Annotated in this window: 20 protein-coding genes; 12 read left to right on the top strand and 8 right to left on the bottom strand. The window is 64.6% G+C overall.

From position 1 onward, the window contains the following. Positions 1-34 precede the first annotated feature (34 nt). The gene (locus tag ACF3ND_RS08000) at positions 35-550 is read right to left on the bottom strand and encodes a MarR family winged helix-turn-helix transcriptional regulator (protein ID WP_394065547.1); all 516 of its coding nucleotides are present in this window, start codon (positions 548-550) and stop codon (positions 35-37) included. 84 nt (positions 551-634) lie between these two features. Here ACF3ND_RS08000 and ACF3ND_RS07995 point away from each other — a divergent pair, with 84 nt between their 5' ends. Together ACF3ND_RS07995 and ACF3ND_RS07990 are read left to right on the top strand one after the other, a co-directional pair. Further along, positions 635-1504 (top strand): EamA family transporter, encoded by an 870-nt coding sequence (locus tag ACF3ND_RS07995; protein WP_394065546.1) that lies wholly within the window; start codon positions 635-637, stop codon positions 1502-1504. Positions 1505-1554: 50 nt separating this feature from the next. Beyond that, on the top strand, positions 1555-2172 hold the full coding sequence (locus tag ACF3ND_RS07990) for a nitroreductase family protein (RefSeq protein ID WP_394065545.1): 618 nt from the start codon (positions 1555-1557) through the stop codon (positions 2170-2172). 9 nt (positions 2173-2181) lie between these two features. Here ACF3ND_RS07990 and ACF3ND_RS07985 read toward each other — a convergent pair whose 3' ends face one another. Beyond that, positions 2182-3078, bottom strand: coding sequence for a LysR substrate-binding domain-containing protein (locus tag ACF3ND_RS07985; RefSeq protein ID WP_394065544.1), 897 nt, complete (start codon positions 3076-3078; stop codon positions 2182-2184). Positions 3079-3220: 142 nt separating this feature from the next. Between ACF3ND_RS07985 and ACF3ND_RS07980 the strand changes: the two genes are divergently transcribed. Beyond that, positions 3221-3826 (top strand): short chain dehydrogenase, encoded by a 606-nt coding sequence (locus ACF3ND_RS07980; protein WP_394065543.1) that lies wholly within the window; start codon positions 3221-3223, stop codon positions 3824-3826. Between the two features lie 47 nt (positions 3827-3873). On the opposite strand, the gene ACF3ND_RS07975 is transcribed toward ACF3ND_RS07980, so the two are convergent. Further along, entirely contained in the window at positions 3874-5181 is a 1308-nt protein-coding gene (locus tag ACF3ND_RS07975) for an aminotransferase class I/II-fold pyridoxal phosphate-dependent enzyme (RefSeq protein WP_394065542.1), read from the bottom strand. 74 nt (positions 5182-5255) lie between these two features. Here ACF3ND_RS07975 and ACF3ND_RS07970 point away from each other — a divergent pair, with 74 nt between their 5' ends. The 5 genes from ACF3ND_RS07970 to ACF3ND_RS07950 all read left to right on the top strand — a co-directional run bounded on the left by ACF3ND_RS07970 (position 5256) and on the right by ACF3ND_RS07950 (position 7746). Further along, on the top strand, positions 5256-6056 hold the full coding sequence (locus ACF3ND_RS07970; RefSeq protein ID WP_394065541.1) for a YggS family pyridoxal phosphate-dependent enzyme: 801 nt from the start codon (positions 5256-5258) through the stop codon (positions 6054-6056). Further along, positions 6053-6325: a hypothetical protein gene (locus ACF3ND_RS07965; protein ID WP_394065540.1), complete on the top strand. Its 273-nt coding sequence runs from the start codon at positions 6053-6055 to the stop codon at positions 6323-6325. The genes ACF3ND_RS07970 and ACF3ND_RS07965 overlap by 4 nt, the downstream gene beginning before the upstream one ends. A gap of 109 nt (positions 6326-6434) precedes the next feature. Then, a complete protein-coding gene (locus ACF3ND_RS07960; RefSeq protein WP_394065539.1) occupies positions 6435-6749 on the top strand; it encodes an ArsR/SmtB family transcription factor in 315 nt (104 codons plus the stop codon). Further along, a complete protein-coding gene (locus tag ACF3ND_RS07955) occupies positions 6746-7093 on the top strand; it encodes an SRPBCC domain-containing protein (RefSeq protein ID WP_394065538.1) in 348 nt (115 codons plus the stop codon). The genes ACF3ND_RS07960 and ACF3ND_RS07955 overlap by 4 nt, the downstream gene beginning before the upstream one ends. A 38-nt stretch (positions 7094-7131) precedes the next feature. After that, complete coding sequence (locus ACF3ND_RS07950) at positions 7132-7746, top strand: ATP-dependent Clp protease proteolytic subunit (RefSeq protein ID WP_394065537.1); 615 nt, start codon at positions 7132-7134, stop codon at positions 7744-7746. Positions 7747-7878: 132 nt separating this feature from the next. On the opposite strand, the gene ACF3ND_RS07945 is transcribed toward ACF3ND_RS07950, so the two are convergent. Then, positions 7879-9201 (bottom strand): MFS transporter, encoded by a 1323-nt coding sequence (locus ACF3ND_RS07945; RefSeq protein WP_394065800.1) that lies wholly within the window; start codon positions 9199-9201, stop codon positions 7879-7881. A 282-nt stretch (positions 9202-9483) separates the two neighbouring features. Next, positions 9484-10623, bottom strand: coding sequence for an FAD-dependent monooxygenase (locus ACF3ND_RS07940; RefSeq protein ID WP_394065536.1), 1140 nt, complete (start codon positions 10621-10623; stop codon positions 9484-9486). Between the two features lie 417 nt (positions 10624-11040). Between ACF3ND_RS07940 and ACF3ND_RS07935 the strand changes: the two genes are divergently transcribed. From ACF3ND_RS07935 to ACF3ND_RS07920, 4 genes are all read left to right on the top strand, one after another. After that, entirely contained in the window at positions 11041-11517 is a 477-nt protein-coding gene (locus tag ACF3ND_RS07935) for a MarR family winged helix-turn-helix transcriptional regulator (protein ID WP_394065535.1), read from the top strand. A 78-nt stretch (positions 11518-11595) separates the two neighbouring features. Continuing rightward, positions 11596-12759, top strand: coding sequence for an NnrS family protein (locus ACF3ND_RS07930; RefSeq protein ID WP_394065534.1), 1164 nt, complete (start codon positions 11596-11598; stop codon positions 12757-12759). A gap of 173 nt (positions 12760-12932) precedes the next feature. Further along, positions 12933-14873 (top strand): PIG-L family deacetylase, encoded by a 1941-nt coding sequence (locus tag ACF3ND_RS07925; RefSeq protein WP_394065533.1) that lies wholly within the window; start codon positions 12933-12935, stop codon positions 14871-14873. 264 nt (positions 14874-15137) lie between these two features. Beyond that, complete coding sequence (locus ACF3ND_RS07920) at positions 15138-16571, top strand: hypothetical protein (protein ID WP_394065532.1); 1434 nt, start codon at positions 15138-15140, stop codon at positions 16569-16571. A gap of 181 nt (positions 16572-16752) precedes the next feature. Here the strand turns inward: ACF3ND_RS07920 and ACF3ND_RS07915 are convergent, their stop codons facing one another. From ACF3ND_RS07915 to ACF3ND_RS07905, 3 genes are all read right to left on the bottom strand, one after another. Next, positions 16753-17643 (bottom strand): dihydrodipicolinate synthase family protein, encoded by an 891-nt coding sequence (locus ACF3ND_RS07915; protein ID WP_394065531.1) that lies wholly within the window; start codon positions 17641-17643, stop codon positions 16753-16755. A gap of 153 nt (positions 17644-17796) precedes the next feature. After that, on the bottom strand, positions 17797-18678 hold the full coding sequence (locus tag ACF3ND_RS07910; protein WP_394065530.1) for a helix-turn-helix domain-containing protein: 882 nt from the start codon (positions 18676-18678) through the stop codon (positions 17797-17799). A 216-nt stretch (positions 18679-18894) separates the two neighbouring features. After that, entirely contained in the window at positions 18895-19665 is a 771-nt protein-coding gene (locus ACF3ND_RS07905; protein WP_394065529.1) for an aldolase, read from the bottom strand. Between the last annotated feature and the right edge of the window lie 67 nt (positions 19666-19732).

Here is a 19732-nt window from a genome sequence, read left to right as displayed (position 1 = left end):
GACTGGGTATTTATCCAGCCATTCTAACACCGGCTCAGGCGAGACGCGACTCCAGGTGATGCAGCCATAGCCTCAGCAAATCGTTCAAGGACTGTCTTTGAGCCGCATCCAGCCCCGTGAGCAGGCTGTCTTCATTGGCCAGATGGTCAGCGACCACCAGGTCCACCCGTTCCAGGCCCGCGGCGCTCAGGCGCACCAGCATGCTGCGGGCGTCTTCCGGGTCGGGGATGCGTTCCACCAGGCCGCGCTTCTCCAGTCCCTGCAAGCGATGCGTCATGGTGCCCGAGCTGACCATCAACATGGAAAACAAAGCCGTGGGCGCCAGCGTATAAGGTTCGCCGGCGCGCCGCAGGCTGGCCAGCACGTCGAATTCGCCCAGCTGCAGATCATGGCGGCGAAAGCACTCGGCCATTTGCTTCTGTATCAGCAAGGAGCAGCGCGTCATGCGGCCCAGCAGCGCCATGGGCAGCAAATCCGGCAGGTCCGGGCGTTGTTCGCGCCATTGATCCACAATTGCATCAACGGCGTCTCGGTGTTCGGTTCCGGTCACAAATACCTCTGAGATTCTGTTTTACCTTGATATTAAGATATATGCGGCGTAGACTGCGAATTATCTCGACATCAAGATAAAGTCATGACCCGCCTGCAACTCTGGCTCCTTACGCTCCTCACCGCCCTGGGCCCCGCCATCTGGGGCTCCACCTATATCGTCACCACCGAAATCCTGCCGCCGGGCCGGCCATTCATCGCTGCCTTCCTGCGCTGCTTTCCCGCCGGGCTGATGCTGTTGCTCTGGATGCGGCGTGCGCCCGCACGCGGCGACTGGGGCCGGGTGCTGATCCTGGCCGCGCTGAACATCGGCGTCTTCCAGGCCCTGCTCTTCATTGCCGCCTACCGGCTGCCCGGCGGTCTGGCGGCGGTCGTGGGCGCGGCCCAGCCGCTGGTCGTCATCGCCCTGGCCTGGGCCATGGAAGGCAAACGGCCCGTGGCGCTGGCCCTGATCGCCAGCGTGGCGGGCATTGCCGGCATGGGCATTCTCCTGCTGTCGCCGCAAAGCCGGTGGGACGCCTGGGGCATGGCCGCCGCCATACTGGGCGCCCTGTGCATGGCCTGCGGCACGTATCTCTCGCGCCGCTGGCGCAGCGGCCTGCCCGTGCTGGCCTTCACCGGCTGGCAGCTCCTGCTGGGCGGGCTGATGCTGGCGCCGCTGGCCTTATGGGTGGACCCGCCGCTGGACAGCAGCCTGACCTGGTCCCAGGCGGGCGGCTACGCCTATCTGTGCCTGGCCGGCGCCCTGCTGTCGTACGCCCTTTGGTTCCGCGGCATCGCGGTCCTGCCTCCGGTCGCCGTGTCTTCGCTGGGCCTGCTCAGCCCCATCACCGCCGTCATCCTGGGCTGGCTGCTGCTGGGCCAATCCATGACGGGCGCCAGCCTGGCCGGCATCATCCTGGTGCTGGGCAGCGTGCTGACCGTGCAATGGGCCAGCAGTCGCGCCCCTTCCTGACAACTCCTAAAATAAGCCCTCGATTCCTCAAGCAGCATAGGACAGTTTCGATGAGCAACCTTACCCACGACCTGATCAAGCAACGCGTTTCCACGTCCTTCTACGATCGCGACCGCGCCCTGGATCCGTCCGCCATCACCGCCCTGATCGATCTGGCGACCCGTGCGCCGTCCGCCTACAACATGCAGAACTGGAGCTTCGTCGTGGTCCAGTCGGAACAGGCCAAGCAGCGCCTGCTGCCCATCACCTACGGCCAGCAGAAAGTCGTGGACGCCGCCGCCACCATCATCGTCTGCGGCCGCCTGGACGGCCACACCCGCCTGCTGGACAAACTGCAGCCTGCGCTGGATCAAGGCGTGGTCCAGGAGGAAGTGGCCCGCAAATGGGCGGACGTGGCGCACCAGAACTACCACGACAGGGCGCAGCGCCAGCGCGACGAAGCCATCCGCTCGGCTTCCCTGGCCGGCATGACGCTGATGCTGGCCGCGCAGGCCCAAGGCCTGGCCACCGGCCCCATGATAGGCTTCGACGCCGACGCCCTGGCGCGCGAATTCGGCCTGGACGAGCAGGAAGTGCCCGCCATGCTGATCACCGTGGGCTACGCCTCGGAAGGCAACTGGAGCCAGAAACCGCGCGTGGACGTGCAGTCCGTGCTGCGTTTCGTCTGAAGCACAGCCTTACTGGAGCTGCGCCGGCAGATGCCGACGCAGGTGGCGCACCAGCAGGCCCAGGGCCGGCATGCGCCGCAGCTCCGGCGCATACAGCAGATGCACGGGCCGCGCCCGCGGCGTGAAGGCTTCCAGCACCGGCACCAGGCGGCCCGCATCCAGGTCCTGCTGCAGCAGGACCTTGGGCTGCATCAGCAGGCCCGCCCCGGCCACCGCCGCGCGGCGCAGGGCCTCGCCTTTGTTGGCCGCGAAACCGCGGTGCGCCGGCCAGGACACGGGGCCGCCGGGCCCCTGCAGCTGCCAGGCCGAGCGCCCGCTCCACACCTGATGCCACAGGCATTGATGGGCCGGCAGCTCCTCCAGGGAGACGGGCATGCCGCAGCGCTCCAGGTAGGCGGGCGCCGCGCAGATCACCATCTGGTACAGGCCCACGCCATGCGCCACCAGATCCAGCCCGGCGGACGGCTCGCCCACCCGCAAGGCCAGATGCACCTGGCTTTGCCGCAAATCCGTCAGCGCATCATCCAGATCCATTTCGATGCTCACCCCTTCATGCTGCACACAGAAGCGCGCGAGCTCAGGCGCCAGCACGCACTCTCCCAGGGTGACCGCCGCCGAGATGCGCAGCCGTGCCTGCGGACGGTCGCGCCGGCTCTCGACCACGCGCTCGGCGCGGCGCACGCCCGCCAGCACCGCATAGGCTTCGGCCAGGTAGGCTTCGCCCACCTCGGTCAATTGCTGGCGCCGCGTCGTGCGCAGCAGCAAGGGCGCGCCCAGGCTGTCCTCCAGCGCCTTGACATACTTGCCCACCATGACGGCGGACATGTCCAGGCGCGCCGCGGCGGCGGCGAAACTGCCGGCTTCCGCCACGTCCGCCAGCACCTGCATGGCACGCAAGACGTCCATGATGACTCCCTATCAAGAACAAAATCGAAGTAAACAATAGCAATTACTAACTACTGATTAGTAAAACACAAACCGCCGTCTACTGGGCGCTTCTGGCCCGAACGCGCACACTGGGGCTGTCCATCATTGAAAGGAGTTCATCATGAAAATCGTATTAGTCGGCGCCAGCGGCACGCTGGGCAGCGCCATTGCCCAAGAGCTGTCGGGAGATCATGAGCTGATCCGCGCCAGCCGGAGCGGGCAGGATGAGCAGGTCGACATTCTGGACGAGGCCAGCATACAAACCTTGTTCGAGCGCGTAGGCCCCTTCGACGCCCTGATCTCGGCCACGGGCTGGGTGCATTTCGGCTCGTGGGAACAGGCGCAGCCTCAAGATATGGCGGCCAGCCTGGACAACAAGCTGATGGGCCAGATAAGGCTGACGCTGCTGGCCAGGCCCTTCCTGAACCCGGGCGGTTCCGTCACCCTGATCAGCGGCATCGTGGGCGACGGGGCGTACATCCGGGATGGCCTGGAAGCGGCCACGATCAATCAGGCCCTGCAGGGTTTCGTACAGGCCAGCGCCCTGTATTGGCGCGAAGGCCGCATCAATCTGCTCAGCCCTACCGCATTGCGCGAGTCCATAGCCGACTACGGCCCCTACTTTCCGGGCTTTGAGCCCATACCCGCCGCGCAAGCCGCCAAAGCCTGCCGCCGCAGCGTGGAAGGTGTGGAGACGGGACGCATCCTGCGCGTGGGCTATGCCTAGACTTGCCAGGCGTCACCCACGAAAGCCGGCGCACTGAGGACGGCCTCCTAGGCCGCCTCGCCCAGCACCTGGGCCAGATCGGCAGCAAAACGCTGCGCCTGTTCGGCGCCCAGGCTGGCAAAGGTCAGCCTCAGGCCCTGCGCGGGTTGGTCCACGCCGAAGACCTGGCCGGAGCGCACCAGCCAGCCCCGCGCGGCCAGGCCCGCCAGCACGGGCTCGGCTTCACGGTCCAGCGGCACCCACAGATTGAAGCCGTCGTCGCTGTCCCAGAAAGTGATGCGGTGCTTTTTCAGCGCCTGCATCAATTGCTGGCGAGCCTGCGCATAGGCGACCTGCGCGGCTCGAGTCTGCGCCGTGAGGCCGACGTCCGTCAGGCCGTGCACCACCATCTGCTGCAGCAAGTGGCTGACCCATTGGGCGCCGGAAGCCAGCCGCTGGGACAGGCGCTCGGCCGTCTGCGTGTCCGAAGCCACCAGGGCCACGCGCAGATCCGGCCCCAGTCCCTTGGATACGGAACGGATCAGGGCCCAGCGCAGGTGCCCCGGCGGAATCACGTTGCGATAGGGGCTGTTGGCCAGCATCCAGAAATGATCGTCCACCATCAGCAGCACGTCCGGATAGCGCGCCAGGATCTGCTCGATCTGGCGGGCGCGTCCGCGGCTGAGCGAACATCCGGTGGGATTGTGCGCGCGCGGCGTCAGGATCAGGGCGCGGGCGCCGTCGGCCAGCGCCTGCTCCAGCGACTGCGGCGCCATGCCCTCGGGATCCACGGCCACGCCCACCGGCTGCAGGCCCAGGGTGCGCACCGAATTGATGCTGTTCAGGTAACCCGGGTCCTCGATCCCGACCTTGTCGCCAGCCAGCAGGAACGCCTGCAGCAGGCGCTCGATGGCGTCGACCGCGCCATAGCTGACGTGATAGGCCGTATTCAGCGGCGTATCCTTGTGAAAGACCTGCTGGCAGACGGCGCGCAGCTCGGGCATCAGCGGATCGGCGCCATACAGCGACTGGGCGCCGCCGCGCACGCCTTGGACCAGTTGCGCCGGCGTGGGCAGATGCTGAGGCGATGGGTTGCCGCTGGCCAGGTCCTGCAGCACCGAGCTGGCTCCGTGGCCCTCCCGGGCCAATTGGCGTATGGATTCGCGGATGCGCGTGCCGCGCCGGCCCTGGGCGTCCGCCACCCCGGCCGAGACCAGCCGCTTGTAGGCCAGCGCCACCGTGTTGCGGTTCAACCCCAGCGTCTGCGCCAGTTCGCGCACGGGCGGCAGCACCTGTCCCGGCGCGATGTGCCCCAAGGCAACTTGCTGGCGGATATCATCGAAAAGTTCCTTCGCGTTGGTTCCCTGGATATTCATTTTGACCTATGACATAATGGTTGATGCGGCCCTCAGGGTCGTGCCTGTCTTCATTCATTCCCTTCTGGTGCGCCATGTCCGACTCCGCCCCTGCCCTGCTTCATACCGAACATTATCCCACCTCCACCAGTGTAGAGGCATTTCGTCAACGCATTGCCCTGGTACAACAACGAATCGATCAGGCGTGCCTGCGCAACGGCCGCTCCGCCGGGGACGTACGGCTGCTCACCGTCAGCAAGACCTTCGGCACCGACCGCATCCGCCTGGCCTATCAGGCCGGCTGCCGCATGCTGGGCGAAAACAAGGTACAGGAAGCCGAACGCAAATACGAGGAACTGCACGAGGAACTGCCGGACCTGCAATGGTCCGTCATCGGGCACCTGCAAAGCAACAAGGCCAAGTCTGTGGCGCGTTTCGCCTCCGAGTTCCAGGCGCTGGACAAACTGAAGACCGCCGAGATCCTGGACCGCCGCCTTCAGGCCGAAGGCCGCAGCCTGGATGTGTTCGTCCAGGTCAACACCTCCGGCGAAGCCAGCAAGTTCGGCCTGCCGCCCGACCAGGTGCACGCCTTCGTGCGCGAACTGCCGCAATTTTCGGCGCTGCGCGTCAAGGGCCTGATGACCCTGGCCCTGATGGACGCCGACCCCGACCGCGTGCGCCCTTGCTTCGCGCTGCTGCGCACCCTGCGCGACCAGTTGCGCAACGATATCGCCCATGCCGAAGGCATGCGCGAGCTGTCCATGGGCATGTCGGGCGACTACGAAATCGCCATCGAGGAAGGCTCCACCGTGGTGCGTGTGGGCCAGGCCATCTTCGGCGCGCGTTCCACGCCCAACAACTACTACTGGCCTGAAACCCAAGCGGAGACTCCATGAATCCCCTGCGCCTGATCATTCGCCTGAACGGCAAGGAAAGCGGCCGCTTTCAATCCAGCCCTTGCTGCCCGCCGGACCAGTTGCGGCAACTGGCACGCCATCTCCAGACCCTGCCCGGCTGCGAACTGGAACTGCAGCAGTCCTGCGGCGAACGCCGCATCCTGGACAGCGGCCCCGCCGGGCTGCGCGTGCTCAGCGCCGAAATCCTCTACGAAACCGCCGACCTGGACGCCTGGCTGCGGGAAGGCCAGGAAGCCCTGACGGCCTGATCCGGCCCCCGCCGCGCGCGGGCTACGCATTCGGCCATACACGCATCTCGTTTTTCCGGCAAAGCGCACGCTGCTTGCACAATACATAAGCAAATGCTAATGTGTTGTCATGATTGAAAACGACATCTTCAAGGCGCTGGCCGATCCAACCCGCCGCGCCATCTTCGAAAAGCTGGCTCAAGGCAGCATGAACGCGACGGCCTTGCGCGCCGGCATGGATATCAGCCAGTCCGCCATGTCCCAGCACCTGGCCGTACTGCGCAATGCCCGACTGATCCAGGAAGAGCGGCAAGGCCGTTTCGTCAATTACGAAGTCAATCCGGACGGCCTGGCCTCCATCGCGCAATGGCTGTCCCGATACCGCGCCTACTGGCCCGCGCGGGTGGATGCCTTGAAGTCCCTGCTCAAGGACATGGATCAATGACGCCCCCCGTTTCCCCGCCCTTGCACGAGGAGCTCGTGCTCGAGTACGAGCTGGACGCTCCGTCACAAAAAGTCTGGCGGGCGATCAGCATTCCCGAATATCGCGAGGCCTGGCTGCCCGGACGGGCTTTGGCGCAGGCCGAGCCTGTATCCTCGGAGGCTCCCGAACAAATCCGCTACCGGCTGCGCGACCCCGCGCCCCCCTTTCTCGAGAGCCAGGTCACGTTCCAGATCAGGCCCAACGACTCGGGCGGAACCACGCTCACCATCATTCATGAGCCACCCGGCACGACTTCGTCCGCGGCGGCAAACGACGACGCCCCCTATCTTCTGCTCGCCGCCTGATGCCGCAGGCCGCAAACCTTCATTTCCAAGGAAACATCATGAACGACGTCATGCAGCTCGTACCCATGGTCGTAGAACAGACCGGCCGCGCGGAGCGATCCTTCGACATCTACTCCCGGCTGCTGCGCGACAGGATCATTTTCCTGAATGGGGAAGTCAACGACGCCGTCGCCGCCCTGGTATGCGCGCAGCTGCTGTTCCTGGAATCGGAACATCCCGGCAAGCCGATACAGCTCTACATCAACTCCCCCGGCGGAGTCATCACCAGCGGCCTGGCCATCTACGACACCATGCAGTTCATCAGCCCGCCCGTGCATACGCTGTGCATGGGAACGGCCCGCTCCATGGGTTCGTTCCTGCTGATGGCCGGCGAGCCGGGCGAGCGCACCGCCCTGGCCAATGCCAGCGTGCACGTGCATCAGCCCCTGGGCGGGTTCCAGGGGCAGGCCTCGGACATGCTCATCCATGCCGAGGAAATGCAGCGAACCAAGCAGCGCATCACGCGACTGTATGCCCGGCACTGCGGCCGCTCCTACGAGGACGTGGAGCGCGACCTGGACAGGGACCGCTACCTGACCGCCGAACAGGCCCGGGAATGGGGCCTGATAGACCGCATCATCACTCATCGAAGCGGCGTGAACCGGGACCGCTGAGGACCGCGCCCATGCGGCGAACCTTGCGGCCCGTCTTGATCCAGATGCAAAAACACCCCGAAGGCCGGGCTTGCGCCTGCCTTCGGGGTGTGTCGTGCACAGGGCCTGGCCGGCCCCGGCAATGAATGGAACTTAGCGGTTGACCTGCTTGGCGGGCAAGGCGTAGGCCAGCAGGCAGCTCAGCAACAGGCTGCCGGCGAACAGCCACAGCGCGGCGCTTCCCGAACCGGTCAGATCGGTGACCCAGCCGATCAGCGAATTGCTGATCAGGCCGGCGATGTTGGCCAGCGAGCAGGCCAGCGCAAAACCGGTGGCGGCGGCAGTGCCTTTCAGGAAGGTCGCGGGCAGGCTGAAGAAAACCGGCACGGCGCCCATGATCACACCCGAAGCCACGGTGAAGCACAGCACGGTCATCCAGGCGTTGTGCGTCACATAGGTGCTGGCCACCAGGGAAATGGCGCCGATGGTCAAGGGCACGATCAGGTGCCAGCGACGCTCGCGGCGGCGGTCGGAACTGGCGCCGATCCACAGCATGCCGACCACGCCGGCCAGGGACGGAATCGCCGTCATCAGGCCGATCTGGAAGGGATCCTGCACGCCGGCGGCGCGGATGAAGGACGGCATCCAGAAACTGATCGAATACGTGCCCAGCAGGATGGAGAAGTCGATCCCGCCCAGCATCCACACCTTCAGGTTGAAAAAGCCGTCCTTGAAACTGTGCTTGACGCCCTTGCCTTCGGCGTCGTCCGCCTTCAGGTCGGCAGCCAGGCGGGCTTTTTCTTCCGTGCTCAGCCACTTGGCCGAATGATAGTCGTTAGGCAGGGCCCAGAAGGTCAGGATGCCCAGCAGCACGCTCGGGATGGCCTCCAGGAAGAACAGCCACTGCCAGCCGCGCCAGCCGTTCAAGTGGTCGAAATGGCCGATGATCCAGCCCGACAGAGGGCCGCCGATCACGCTGGACAGGGGCAGGCCGATCATGAACAGGGCGATGATCTTGCCGCGCCGGTACGTGGGGAACCACAGCGTCAGGTAGTACAGCACGCCGGGCAGAAAGCCCGCTTCGGCCGCGCCCAGCACGAAGCGCAGGATGTAGAACTGTGTAGGCGTGGTCACCATCATGGTCAGGCCCGACAGCAGGCCCCAGGTGATCATGATGCGGGCGATCCACAGCTTGGCGCCGACCCGCTCCAGAATCAGGTTGCTGGGCACTTCGAACAGGATGTAGCCCAGGAAGAACAGACCGGCGCCCAGGCCATAGGCGGTCTCGCTCCATTGCAGGTCCTCGAGCATCTGCAGCTTGGCGAAGCTGACGTTGATGCGGTCCAGATAGGCGGCCAGATAGCAAAAGCACAGGAAAGGGATCAGCCGCCAGATGATCTTCTTGTACAGGTCCTGATTGTGTGTCGCGTCCACCGCGACCGCAGGACTGGTAATGGATGAATGCACCTTGTAAATCTCCAGATAATTATTGATTTGCCTGGTAAACCAGAAAACTCCGCATGGACAGCGCCACCCATTGACACAGCGCCACACTAAAGCCTTGCCGCCCCCAAGACAGCAAGCAGCATCAACTGCCCGCAACTTCACACTTGCGGCCGGGCCGGCACAGCAGCTGTACCGATCCGGCCAGACGGCTCCATGCCCGGCGCCTCCCCCAAGAAGGACGACCAGGCATGAACCGCGCGAGAATCCCGTGCCGACGGGCGGGCCGCTCCCGCCCCCCGGCACCCATCAGGCTCAGGCGGACTTCAGTTCCTGGCCGTACAGATCGTAGCCATAGACCCAGGCCGGATCTTCCTGCGTGCGCAGGAAGGTATTGGCGTTGGACACGGACTGCACACGGGTGGCGCGCTCCTTGCGGTTGGCTTCGTACAGCTCGAATGCGCTGCGGTAGTCGCCCAGGCCGGTTTCCTGCAGGCAGCGGGTCAGCATGGCGGCATCCTCGATGGCCATGCAGGCGCCCTGGGCCATGTGCGGCTTCATGGGGTGGCAGGCGTCGCCCAGCATGACCAGGCGGCCGCGGCTCCACAGCGGCAGCGGATTGCGGTTGCGCAGCGGCCACTTGGTGATGCTCTCCGTGGACTTGATCAGCTTCTGCACGGTCGGATGGTAGCCTTCGAAGGCGGCCAGCATCTCTTCCTGCGAGCTGTCCACGAACGCGCCCTGGAAGTCCCAGGCTTCGTGCGGAACGCCGGTCACGAAGTAGTATTCGTCACGCTTGCCGGTGGTGTAGTACACCATCATGTGGCGATCGTCCGTCCACCATTTCACACAGTCTTCGAAATCGTCGGCATACTGGGCCAGCTTGTCGCCGCGGATCAGGGCGCGGTGGGCCACCCAGCCGCTGTAGATCGGGTCTTCCACGCCCAGCAGGGTTTCACGAATCTTGGAATGAATGCCGTCGGCGCCGATCACGATGTCAGCCTTGACCCGGGTGCCGTCCGCGAACTCCAGGCGAACGACATCGCCTTCGTCCACGATGGTTTCCAGGCGCTTGCCGAAATGGACCGTACCGGGCTTGATGCTGGAGATCTGCAGGGCGTGCATGTCGCCGCGGTGCACGGTGATGTAGGATGCGCCGTACTCCTTCTTGGCGAATTCACCCAGCGGGATGCGGGACAGGTAGTCGCCCGTCTCGCCGTCGCGGCTGAACCAGAAGTCGGGGTGCGAACCCATGTCGTCCAGGGCTTTTTCCAGGCCCATGCGGCGGAAGATCTTCATGACGTTGGGGCCCACGTGGATGCCGGCGCCCAGACGCGAGAACTCGGGCGCCTGCTCGAACACTTCCACGTCAAAGCCTGCCTGCTGCAGCAGAGTCGCTGCAGCGGCTCCGCCAAGACCTGCTCCCACAATCGCAATCTTGACCGTTTTTTCCATTTATAAGCTCCTGATCACGGCGTCTGGAGAATGACGCCTCATACACGTTTTTTAGTAGTGTACACACTATTTATAGGGATGAAAATAATGTATCGCACTAGGGTTTGCACTAACTTGTCAAGCCACGAAGATTGATTTTTATCAAGAAAATATCTTTCGCTACCCCCTGTAAATCAAGGATAATTCAAAAAAAGCCAGCGCCTGACCCAGGGCCCCACCGCCTTCTTGAGGAATACTGAAAAGTCCCCGTAATTTAAGCGTATAGACTAATTTAAAACGCAGCACACTCTATATAGGAACTTTCCTGGAACAAACGCCGACTGATCTGGACCAAGCGCTGGCACGCCGCGCGCAGTTATACTTGAATATTGGATCAGCGCCAGGCCTGCCCACCATAAAACAACATGCACAATGACTATGCAGCCCAACAACTCCCTCCCGGACGCCGACGCCCTGCCCTATGACGTGACCGAACAGATCGGCCACCTGCTGCGCAAGGCGGGCCAGCGGCACACCGCCATTTTCCAGCAGCACGTAGGCGACAATCAGCTCACCGCGATCCAGTTCGTGACCCTGTGCGCCTTGCGCGATCATGGCGCCAGCTCCCAGACCGAACTGGTCGAGGCCACGGCAGTGGACCAGGCCACCATACGCGGCATCATCCAGCGCCTGAAATCCCGGGACCTGATTGAACTGGCCCCGGACAAAGACGATCGGCGCAAGGTCATCGTGGACCTGACCCAGGAAGGCCGGGCCCTGCTGGATCGCGTCATTCCGCGCGCCAAGAAGATCAGCGAATTGACCATGGGCAACCTGAATCCGGCCGAACGCGTCGCCATCATCTACCTGCTGCGCAAAATGATAGACAGCGACCTGGAACCGCAGAGCGACTGACCCGCGAAACAGCCTTCGGGCTGTTTTTTATTCGCGCCATAAGATATATTTAAAATACATCTTAAATTGCATTCAGCCATGATCCCCCTGCACACCTCAGCCGCATCTTCCCGCCCGCAATGGCGCGCCTTCCTGGAACTGGGCTTTCGCCCCCTGTACCTGCTGTCCACCCTCTGGGGCGCGGTCAGCATCGCCTTGTGGCTGTATGCCCCCGGCTGGCTCGCCCGGGCGCCCCTGCCCGGCCTGTACTGGCACGCCCACGAAATGCTGTGGGCCTTCATCGGCACCATCGCCGTCGGCTTTCTGCTGACCGCCAGCGCCACCTGGACGGGCCAGCGCACGATGCGCGGCCCCGCCCTGGGCATTCTGTGCCTGATATGGATCGCGGCCCGCTTCTGCCTGCTGGCGCCGGGCGGCCTGCCGCTCGCCCTGGTGCTGGACGCCCTGTTCTTTCTGGCCGCCGCCGTGGAACTGGCGCGTGTCATCCTGCTGGCCCGCAACCGCCGCAACTACGGCATCCCCCTGGCCATGCTGGCGCTGGGCGCCAGCCACGCCCTGTTTCTGTACAGCCTGCTGCGGGGGCGGGACCCCATGCCCTACTTCTACAGCGGCTTCTGGACCATGGCCCTGATCACGCTGCTGATCGCGCGCCGCGTCATTCCCTTCTTCGCCATGCGGGCCATCCCGGGCCTGGCCATTCCCATGCAGACGCGCAGCGGTCAGTGGCAGATGGGTCTGAGCGTGCTGGCCATCGCCTTGTCCCTGATGGCCTGGCGTCTGCCTCTGGCCGCCGCGCTGGCCGCGCTGGGGCTGATCGCGCTGGTGCAATGGGTGCGCTGGCGCCCCTGGGCCAGCCGCCGCACGCCGCTGTTATGGATCCTGTACCTGGGCTATGCCGGCCTGGCGGCCGGCCTGCTGTGCGCCGCCGCCTACGAGGCCGGCCTGATGCAGCGCGCCGCCTGGCCCGTGCACGTCCTGGGCCTGGCCGGCTTCAGCGTCATGATCATCGGCATGCTGACGCGCACCGCCCTGGGCCACCTGGGCCGCCCCCTGAAGTCCTCGCCCCGCCTGGTGCTCGGCTATGCCTTGCTGCTGGCCGCCACGGCGCTGCGTCTGCTCGCCCTGGTTCCCAGCGCCTGGAGCCTGCCGCTGCTGCACCTGGCCGGCCTGTGCTGGATCCTGGCCCTGCTCAATTACCTGCTGCAGTTCGCTCCCATGCTGATACGTCCGCGCCTGGCCTGAACGCAGCGCGCACGCCACACCAGAGGCGGCAAGACGGCCGGGCCGCGCGGGCAGACCTTCCTGCACGGCCGGCGCCTGCTTATACTGAACGGGCACGTCGGCCTGCCATTTCCGGTCCGGCCCGACGCGGGAAGGATCCATCCGATCCCTGATTGTCTCCTGCCTGCCCCATCATGCCTGCTTTCACGGCCCGCGCCCGCCTGCGGCGCACTCCGCTTCTGGGCCTTGCCGCCCTGCTGCTTCCCCTGTCCGTCCAGGCCGCCGCGCCCGACTGCCATGCCATCCGGGACCTGGCCTTCGTGGGCCATATGGACGACGACCTGCTGTTCATGAACCCCGACCTGGCCAACGCCATCCAGGCCGGCGGCTGCGTGCAGGTGGTCTACCTGACCGCCAGCGAACGCAAGGACGGCCTGGACTATATGTACAGCCGGGAGCGCGGCGTGCGGGCCGCCTATGCCTACATGGCGGGCCAGCCGGACGAGTGGGACGAAGAACGCCTGGCGCTGGGCCATTACTCCCTGGCCCATTTCACGCTGCGCGGCAATCCCAGGATCCAGTTGAGCCATCTGCGCCTGCAGGACCCCTGGCTGGGCAAGGGCTGGGGCAGCCTGACGCCTCTGAGCCAGGCCGAATCCATTCCCGGACAGGTCGTACGGACGCTGGACGCGCCTGAACAAAGCTACACGCGGGACGATCTGGTCCAGACCCTGTCGGCCCTGATCCGCCGGTATCGCCCCACCACCATACGCTACCTGGACGATACCAACCCCGTCCCCTACACCAAGCTGTGCTGGCGTTGCCCGGGCCATGGCCATCCCGATCACATCGCCAGCGCGCGCCTGGTGCGCGACGCCATGGCCGCCGTGCCCGGCAACTATGCGCAGATCGGCTACCTGGACTATCCCACCCAGGAGCACGACAGCAATCTGAGCGTGGCGGAAATCCAGAGCAAGACGGACATCTTCCGCCGCTATGCATGGAAGGACGGCCACTATTGCAAAGGCCCCGAAAATTGCCAGGAGCCCGCCGGACCAGCCGCCGCCTGGGTGCAGCGCGCCTACTACGCCAGCCGCCACAATTCGGGCGCCGACCTGCTGGTGGACGCCTCCGGCCAATTGTCGCTGTTCGCCGCAGGCGAGCAGAACGATGCCGTCAACCAATGGGATCCGGCGCTCAAGCGCTGGAACACCCTGGGCGGCCGCACCGCCGATGCCTTGACCGCCTTCCACTACCCCGACGCCGCCCCCGGCCTGTTCGCCCGCGACGCCACCGGCGGCATCTGGGTCAACCGCCAGCAAGGCAACGGCCAATGGCTGGGCTGGCAGGCCGTGGCCGGCGCCCGCCTGCTGCATGTTCCCGTCGTGGCCAGCGGCCTGTCCCTGGCGCTGGGCATGGGCACGGACGGCCTGTTCCACTGGAGCGCGCCCAACGGCCTGGACCACGGCTGGACACCCTGGCAGGCCCTGCCCGCGCTGGACCAGGCCTACAGCCAGGCCGCCATCGTGGCCGACGGGAACGGCTTGCCGCACGTCTTCGCCGTCACCCAGAACGGACGCCTGTTCCAGACCCGCCAGAACGAAGATCGCCAATGGCGCCCCTGGCAGGCGCTGGCCGCCCCGCCCAGCAATGGCGGACTGGGCGCCATCCGCAATGCGCAGGGCCGCATCGAGCTGTATCTGCGCGACAAGAACAGCCAGCACCTGTTGCGCCTGACGGAGCAGGCCGGATCGTCGGCCTGGAGCGCCGCCCATGACATGGGCATACGCTACGTGGGCCGCCCGGCGCTGGTCCTGGATGAACACAAAGACGTGGCCCTGGCCGTGCTGGAGTCCCCGGGCGGGGCCATCCTGCTGGCCGACAAAGACGCGGTGACACGCCTGGAAGAGCATGCCGCCTCCCAGCCCGCCCTGTACGAGCAGCACGGCGTGCTCTACCTGGCCAGCCGCCCTGTGGGTCCCGTGCAAAGCTATCGCCTGCAGGCCCGCCGCCACGGCGAATGGTCGCAGACCGCGCTGATCGACAAGCTGCCAAGCGGAGGCGGCGCGTCATTCGCCCCCGTGGCCGAACCCACACTGCGCGCGCAGGCTCAAGCTCCGGTCCGCAACCCTTGAACACGTCCTGACGCCTTGAATATAGTCATTCGTAACAAAAATGCCAGACCTGGGCAGGCGCCCGTCCTCAAGAGGGCTCATAGACAACGGCGGCCGAATGCGGCCCGGCGGCGAGCGGAACGCACAGAGATGTAACAGCGGATCGACGTTTCGGGTTGCATTCTGTTGCCTGCCCCTGCGACGCCAAACGCCACTCCAGTACAATCATGGCCGCCGGCGTCCGTCATTGGGGCCGACCGATTTATTCTTACTCATACAGAAACCATGAAGCCTTCCACTCTATTTGCCGCCATTCTCGGGGTTCTCGTCGGTGCCGGCGGCGCTGTCTATTATTACCAGAACCAGGCCGGCGTCGCTCCCCAGGCCAAGCCGGCCGCCATGTCCGCCGCCGACCCCGCCGCAGCCCTTGTCCTGGACCAGAAGACCGGCGGCGAACTGACCAGCCAGAGCTTCCTGAACCTGAGCGACGGCGTGCGCAGCGCCCTGTACGAGGTCAAGGCCGAAGCCGGCCAGATCGTCAAGATCTCCGTAAGCGGCCCGCTGCGCGCCCAGATCAGCGTGCTGCGCAACGGCGAACTGCTGACCCGCAGCCCACGCTGCGACGAATGCCCGACCAGCGCGGAGAAGGACAAGACCACCACCCTGGGGTTCCGGGCGGATTTCAACGACACCTACCAGATCGCTGTCAGCGGCTACGACACCAGCGCCTACGGCCCCTTCCAGGTCGTGGTCACGACTCTGAAATCCTATGCCGGCGAGCCTCTGACGGCTGGGCAGAATATCAGTGACTGGGCGCTGGGCGGCCAGAAGCGCTACCGTCTGAATATCGAGAAAGAAGGCCTGTACAGCATCGCCATGAAGGCCGAGCAAAGCAGCATGGACCCCTACCTGACGCTGATGGACCGGCGCGGATCCGAGCTGGTATCGGACGATGATGGCGGCGAGAACATGGACGCCCGCATCCAGGCCTACCTGAAAGCCGGCGAATATATTGTTCAAGCCTCCTCCGCCAATGGCGCACAGAGCTTCCAGGGCGGCTTCAGCCTGGAGATCCAGGCTCACGACATCGCGGCCGAGCCGGACCTGAAGAACGGCGACACGCTGAACCTGGACCAAGCCAGCCGCAACGGTCTGTTCACCGGCCAGACTCAGACCTACACGCTGAAGGTGACCGAACCCACGCTGGTCACCCTGCTGATGGATACGCAGGGTTTTTACGCCGACTTGCATATGGATCAACTCAGCGGCGTGCATACCGGGGACAACGCCAACCAGCAGCGCATCCGCGCCGTCCTGCAGCCCGGCGAACACCGCGTCAGCATCTCGGGCTCCATGCAAGCGGGCCTGTTCACCTTGAGCGCCTCGGGCCAGCCGGCGCCGGCCAACGCAGGCGGCGGTACGCTGCGCGTGGGCGAGCCCCGCCAGGCCATCATGCTGGAAGGCGTCACCCGCGATACCTACAAGCTGAACGTGCGCCAGGCCGGACGCTATGTCATCGACATGACCTCGCCGGTCTTCGACACCTACCTGGTGCTGAGCCAGAATGGCCAGACCATCCTGGAAGACGACGACAGCGGCGGTGACATGAACGCGCGCCTGGAAGTGGACCTGCAGCCCGGCGAGTACGAGCTGCAAGCCGTGTCGCTGGGCGACAGCAGCCGCGACATGGAATACGAGATCGTCGCGCGACGCAAGTGATGCCCCTGCCTGGAGCGTCCGAATGAAAAAACGGCCGGAAAGATCTTCTTTCCGGCCGTTTTTCCTATCCGTCGCTGTAACGAAGCCGCCAGGTGCGCGATGAGCCGGCCCTCCGCCTTGCTGGATCGCCATATGCACGAGAACCCCGACACCGAACGAACAAGCCGTTGCGCAAAGCCCGTCAGTATAGCCCCAGCCTCACCAGCACGGCCTTGAGTTCAGCTTGCCCCGGCTCATCCAGGACCTGCAAGGGAGCGGGCAGGCAGGAGGGGCCGGCAAGACCGATCAGCTCGGCCGCCGTGGCCACCACCCGCAAACTGCCATATCGCGCATTCAGATCCCATAGACCCTGCCAACGGTCGGCCAAAGCCTGGGCCTGCTGTCCCCCTCCGGCCTGCGCCACCTTGCAGATGGCCAAGGCGTCCTGCGGGAACAACCCGCCCAGGACCGAGCACCATGCATCGCAGCCAGCCGACAGGCCGACTACGGCCGACGCATCGCCGCTGACGCCAAGGCTGACATCGGCCGGCAGCAAGGCGCGCAGGCGGCCGACCCGTTCCTGCGCCTGTTGGGATTGCAGAGGCACGGCGGGTATCTTGATGGCGCCCACCCTGGACAGGCCGGCCAGCCGGCCGAGCAAATCGTCGCTGCAGGAAAAATGTGTGGTCGACGGATTGTCGTAGATCACCAGAGGCAGGGACGATGCGTCGTTGACCGCCCTGAAGAGTTCGAAGACCTCGTGATCGCGCAGGATCTGGTAGGACATGGGCGAGAGCATCAAGGCGCCGGCGCCCGCTTGCTGGGCGTCTTCCGCCAGCGCCAGCACCTGGCGCGCGGCCAGGGCGCTGATGCCGACGATCACCGGAATCCCATCCGCCGCCTCCACCGCCAACTGCGCAATGCGCCGGCGCTCCTGCCTGTCCATATAGGCGAAATTGCCGGTGGACCCCAGCACGCAGATGGAATCCACCCTCGCCCGCCGCAACCGGTCCACAAGGCGCCCGAACGAGGCCTCGTCCGGCCTGCCCTGGGCAAAGGGCGTCAAGGGATAGGCGCATAAACCCTTCAGCATCTCAGATACTCCATGCATAAACCATTATTTTGTCATAGAACAAAATAAAAAAGCATCTGGGAACCGACAATGCGCGCAGTGCTCGAGCTGATGCGATTTTCGCGGTGCCCGTCGGCGGCCTGCCCGGCGGAAAGCCAACGGCGGCCCCTCGTATCAAGCACGTATCGTCGGCACATGAATTTTGGTAAAAACCTCCGGGATACGCCCGTCCATGTGAATGAAGGCCTGTTCGCTCTTTCTTGCCGGCAGAGTCTGAACTCCGGCCAGGTAACGGGTGGGCGTGGTGCCCAGGGTGCGGCGAAACATCGTGATGAACGCGCTCAGGCTTTCATAGCCCAGATCAATTGCGATATTGGTCACTGACTCACCGCTGGCCAGCTTTTGCAAAGCCAGGCGTATATCCCACTGTTGCAGCCAACGCCCGAACGACATTCCGGTCTCGCGCAAAAACAGGCGGCTCAAGGTACGGTTGCTGACGCCAATCAAGGCCCCCCATTGCTCCATGCTCAGCTTGAGTCCCGGTTTTTCCGTGAGCACATCCACCAGCCGCCTGAGACGCCGTTCGGTAGGTATGGGCAGGTGCAGCGGCTCCCACGGCGCCGCTTCCAGTTCGTCCATCAGTACGGAAACCAGCCGAGTTTCCCGAATGCGGCTTTCAACAGAGCTTTCCGCGGGATGCACCAGACGCAATATCAGTTCGCGCAGCAAGGGCTGGGCAAACAAAATGCCGCATTGGGCCAGGCCAGCACGATGCTGCTGCGGCTCCATGTAAAGATTGGCCACGCTGGCCTGACTGGTAGCCCGGGCAAAATGCATCACCTGACCCGGTATCCAGATGGCGCAATGCGGCGGTACGGTCCACAGGCCCTGCTCGGTCTGTACCGTGATCAGGCCCCTGATCACATACAGCAACTGATCTTTGCGATGCTTGTGGGGTTCAGTATCGCCGACGAAAACCAGCTCAACCTGCAAGCCGGTCACAGGCTGCTGTGCCTGATCGAGATATTCCTGGACGCAGAGAATGGCGTTATTCATAAATCAGTCGCAGGCGTGCACATGAGGCGGCTGAGGCCACGCCGAACAAGAGCCGAAAACCTCAACGTAACACAAGCGTGCCTGCAATCCGTGCTGGATGCCGCCATATGTTGTCGCAATACGGCCATATATCCGCAAGCAGCGCCCCGGAATAGTCAGGCCAGCCTTCCCCGACGCGTCTCCAGGCTGCGGTTGCGCAGGCGCGGGCAGCGACGTTCACAGCAGAACACCGCCGTCCGCGCGCACCGCGCGTCTGGCGAAATTGGCGAATGTCAGCTCCAGCACCTTGGGTCTACGCAGAAAATCACGCGACTCTTGAGCCAGCGCGGCATCGATCGCCTTGACGGGACCCAGCGCCCGGGCGCGCAATTGCATGTCGGCGGCCTGCTCCATCCAGACAGCCAGCATGCAGGCTTCTTCAATACTGCGGCCCGCCGCCAGCAAGCCGTGGTTGGCCAGCAAAATCGCGTGCTTGTCCCCCATGGCGGCGGCAATGATCCGCCCCTCTTCGTCGCCGATGGGCAAGCCCGGCCATTCAGGCAGAAACGCACAGTCATCGAACAGCGGCGTGGCATCCATATGGGCCACGGTCAGCGGCTCGCCTGTCATGGACAAGGCGGCGCATGCGGGCGGGTGGGTATGCACAATGGCCTGAATCTCCGGGCGCTGCGCATAAATCCAGGCATGAAAACGCACTCCCGGATTGGGCATGACACTGTTTCCCAAAGGCCGCAAATCCTGATCGACCCGCGCCAGGCGGCTGGCGCGGGCCTCGTCAAAGCCTACCCCGAAACCCAGCGTCAGCATCTCCGAAGAGCCGTCCACACGGGCTGTCATCTGCCCCGCCAGACCGCGCCAATGGCCTTCTTCATGCAGAATGCGGCAGGCCAGGGCCAGCTTCTGCCTGTCGGACCAGCCTCCGGTATTCAAGGATTGCATCTCTTGGTTCAGGCGCTGGGAAATATGTTTTTTTGCTTGAATCTTCATTGTCTCTCGTTGGGTCGATAGCCCTGGATCAGCCAGGCAGCGGCAGCTGGCCTGGCCGCCACCCCCC

Origin of the sequence: Alcaligenes sp. WGS1538 (assembly GCF_043187505.1) — a bacterium.
In the GTDB taxonomy this organism is placed as follows: domain Bacteria; phylum Pseudomonadota; class Gammaproteobacteria; order Burkholderiales; family Burkholderiaceae_B; genus Alcaligenes.
The sequence above is the reverse complement of the archived record's forward strand: the minus strand, read 5'-3'. Positions and strand labels throughout refer to the sequence as shown.

What these genes read in the sequence shown, in the direction of transcription:
- ACF3ND_RS07950 (WP_394065537.1), top strand. Translation starts at nt 7,132, where the DNA reads ATGAACGACGTCATGCAGCTCGTACCCATGGTCGTAGAACAGACCGGC.
- ACF3ND_RS07935 (WP_394065535.1), top strand. Translation starts at nt 11,041, where the DNA reads ATGCAGCCCAACAACTCCCTCCCGGACGCCGACGCCCTGCCCTATGAC.
- ACF3ND_RS07965 (WP_394065540.1), top strand. Translation starts at nt 6,053, where the DNA reads ATGAATCCCCTGCGCCTGATCATTCGCCTGAACGGCAAGGAAAGCGGC.
- ACF3ND_RS07980 (WP_394065543.1), top strand. Translation starts at nt 3,221, where the DNA reads ATGAAAATCGTATTAGTCGGCGCCAGCGGCACGCTGGGCAGCGCCATT.
- ACF3ND_RS07995 (WP_394065546.1), top strand. Translation starts at nt 635, where the DNA reads ATGACCCGCCTGCAACTCTGGCTCCTTACGCTCCTCACCGCCCTGGGC.
- ACF3ND_RS07955 (WP_394065538.1), top strand. Translation starts at nt 6,746, where the DNA reads ATGACGCCCCCCGTTTCCCCGCCCTTGCACGAGGAGCTCGTGCTCGAG.
- ACF3ND_RS07910 (WP_394065530.1), bottom strand. Translation starts at nt 18,678, where the DNA reads ATGAATAACGCCATTCTCTGCGTCCAGGAATATCTCGATCAGGCACAG.
- ACF3ND_RS07985 (WP_394065544.1), bottom strand. Translation starts at nt 3,078, where the DNA reads ATGGACGTCTTGCGTGCCATGCAGGTGCTGGCGGACGTGGCGGAAGCC.
- ACF3ND_RS07915 (WP_394065531.1), bottom strand. Translation starts at nt 17,643, where the DNA reads ATGCTGAAGGGTTTATGCGCCTATCCCTTGACGCCCTTTGCCCAGGGC.
- ACF3ND_RS07905 (WP_394065529.1), bottom strand. Translation starts at nt 19,665, where the DNA reads ATGAAGATTCAAGCAAAAAAACATATTTCCCAGCGCCTGAACCAAGAG.
- ACF3ND_RS07940 (WP_394065536.1), bottom strand. Translation starts at nt 10,623, where the DNA reads ATGGAAAAAACGGTCAAGATTGCGATTGTGGGAGCAGGTCTTGGCGGA.
- ACF3ND_RS07930 (WP_394065534.1), top strand. Translation starts at nt 11,596, where the DNA reads ATGATCCCCCTGCACACCTCAGCCGCATCTTCCCGCCCGCAATGGCGC.
- ACF3ND_RS07975 (WP_394065542.1), bottom strand. Translation starts at nt 5,181, where the DNA reads ATGAATATCCAGGGAACCAACGCGAAGGAACTTTTCGATGATATCCGC.
- ACF3ND_RS07970 (WP_394065541.1), top strand. Translation starts at nt 5,256, where the DNA reads ATGTCCGACTCCGCCCCTGCCCTGCTTCATACCGAACATTATCCCACC.
- ACF3ND_RS07990 (WP_394065545.1), top strand. Translation starts at nt 1,555, where the DNA reads ATGAGCAACCTTACCCACGACCTGATCAAGCAACGCGTTTCCACGTCC.
- ACF3ND_RS07920 (WP_394065532.1), top strand. Translation starts at nt 15,138, where the DNA reads ATGAAGCCTTCCACTCTATTTGCCGCCATTCTCGGGGTTCTCGTCGGT.
- ACF3ND_RS07925 (WP_394065533.1), top strand. Translation starts at nt 12,933, where the DNA reads ATGCCTGCTTTCACGGCCCGCGCCCGCCTGCGGCGCACTCCGCTTCTG.
- ACF3ND_RS07960 (WP_394065539.1), top strand. Translation starts at nt 6,435, where the DNA reads ATGATTGAAAACGACATCTTCAAGGCGCTGGCCGATCCAACCCGCCGC.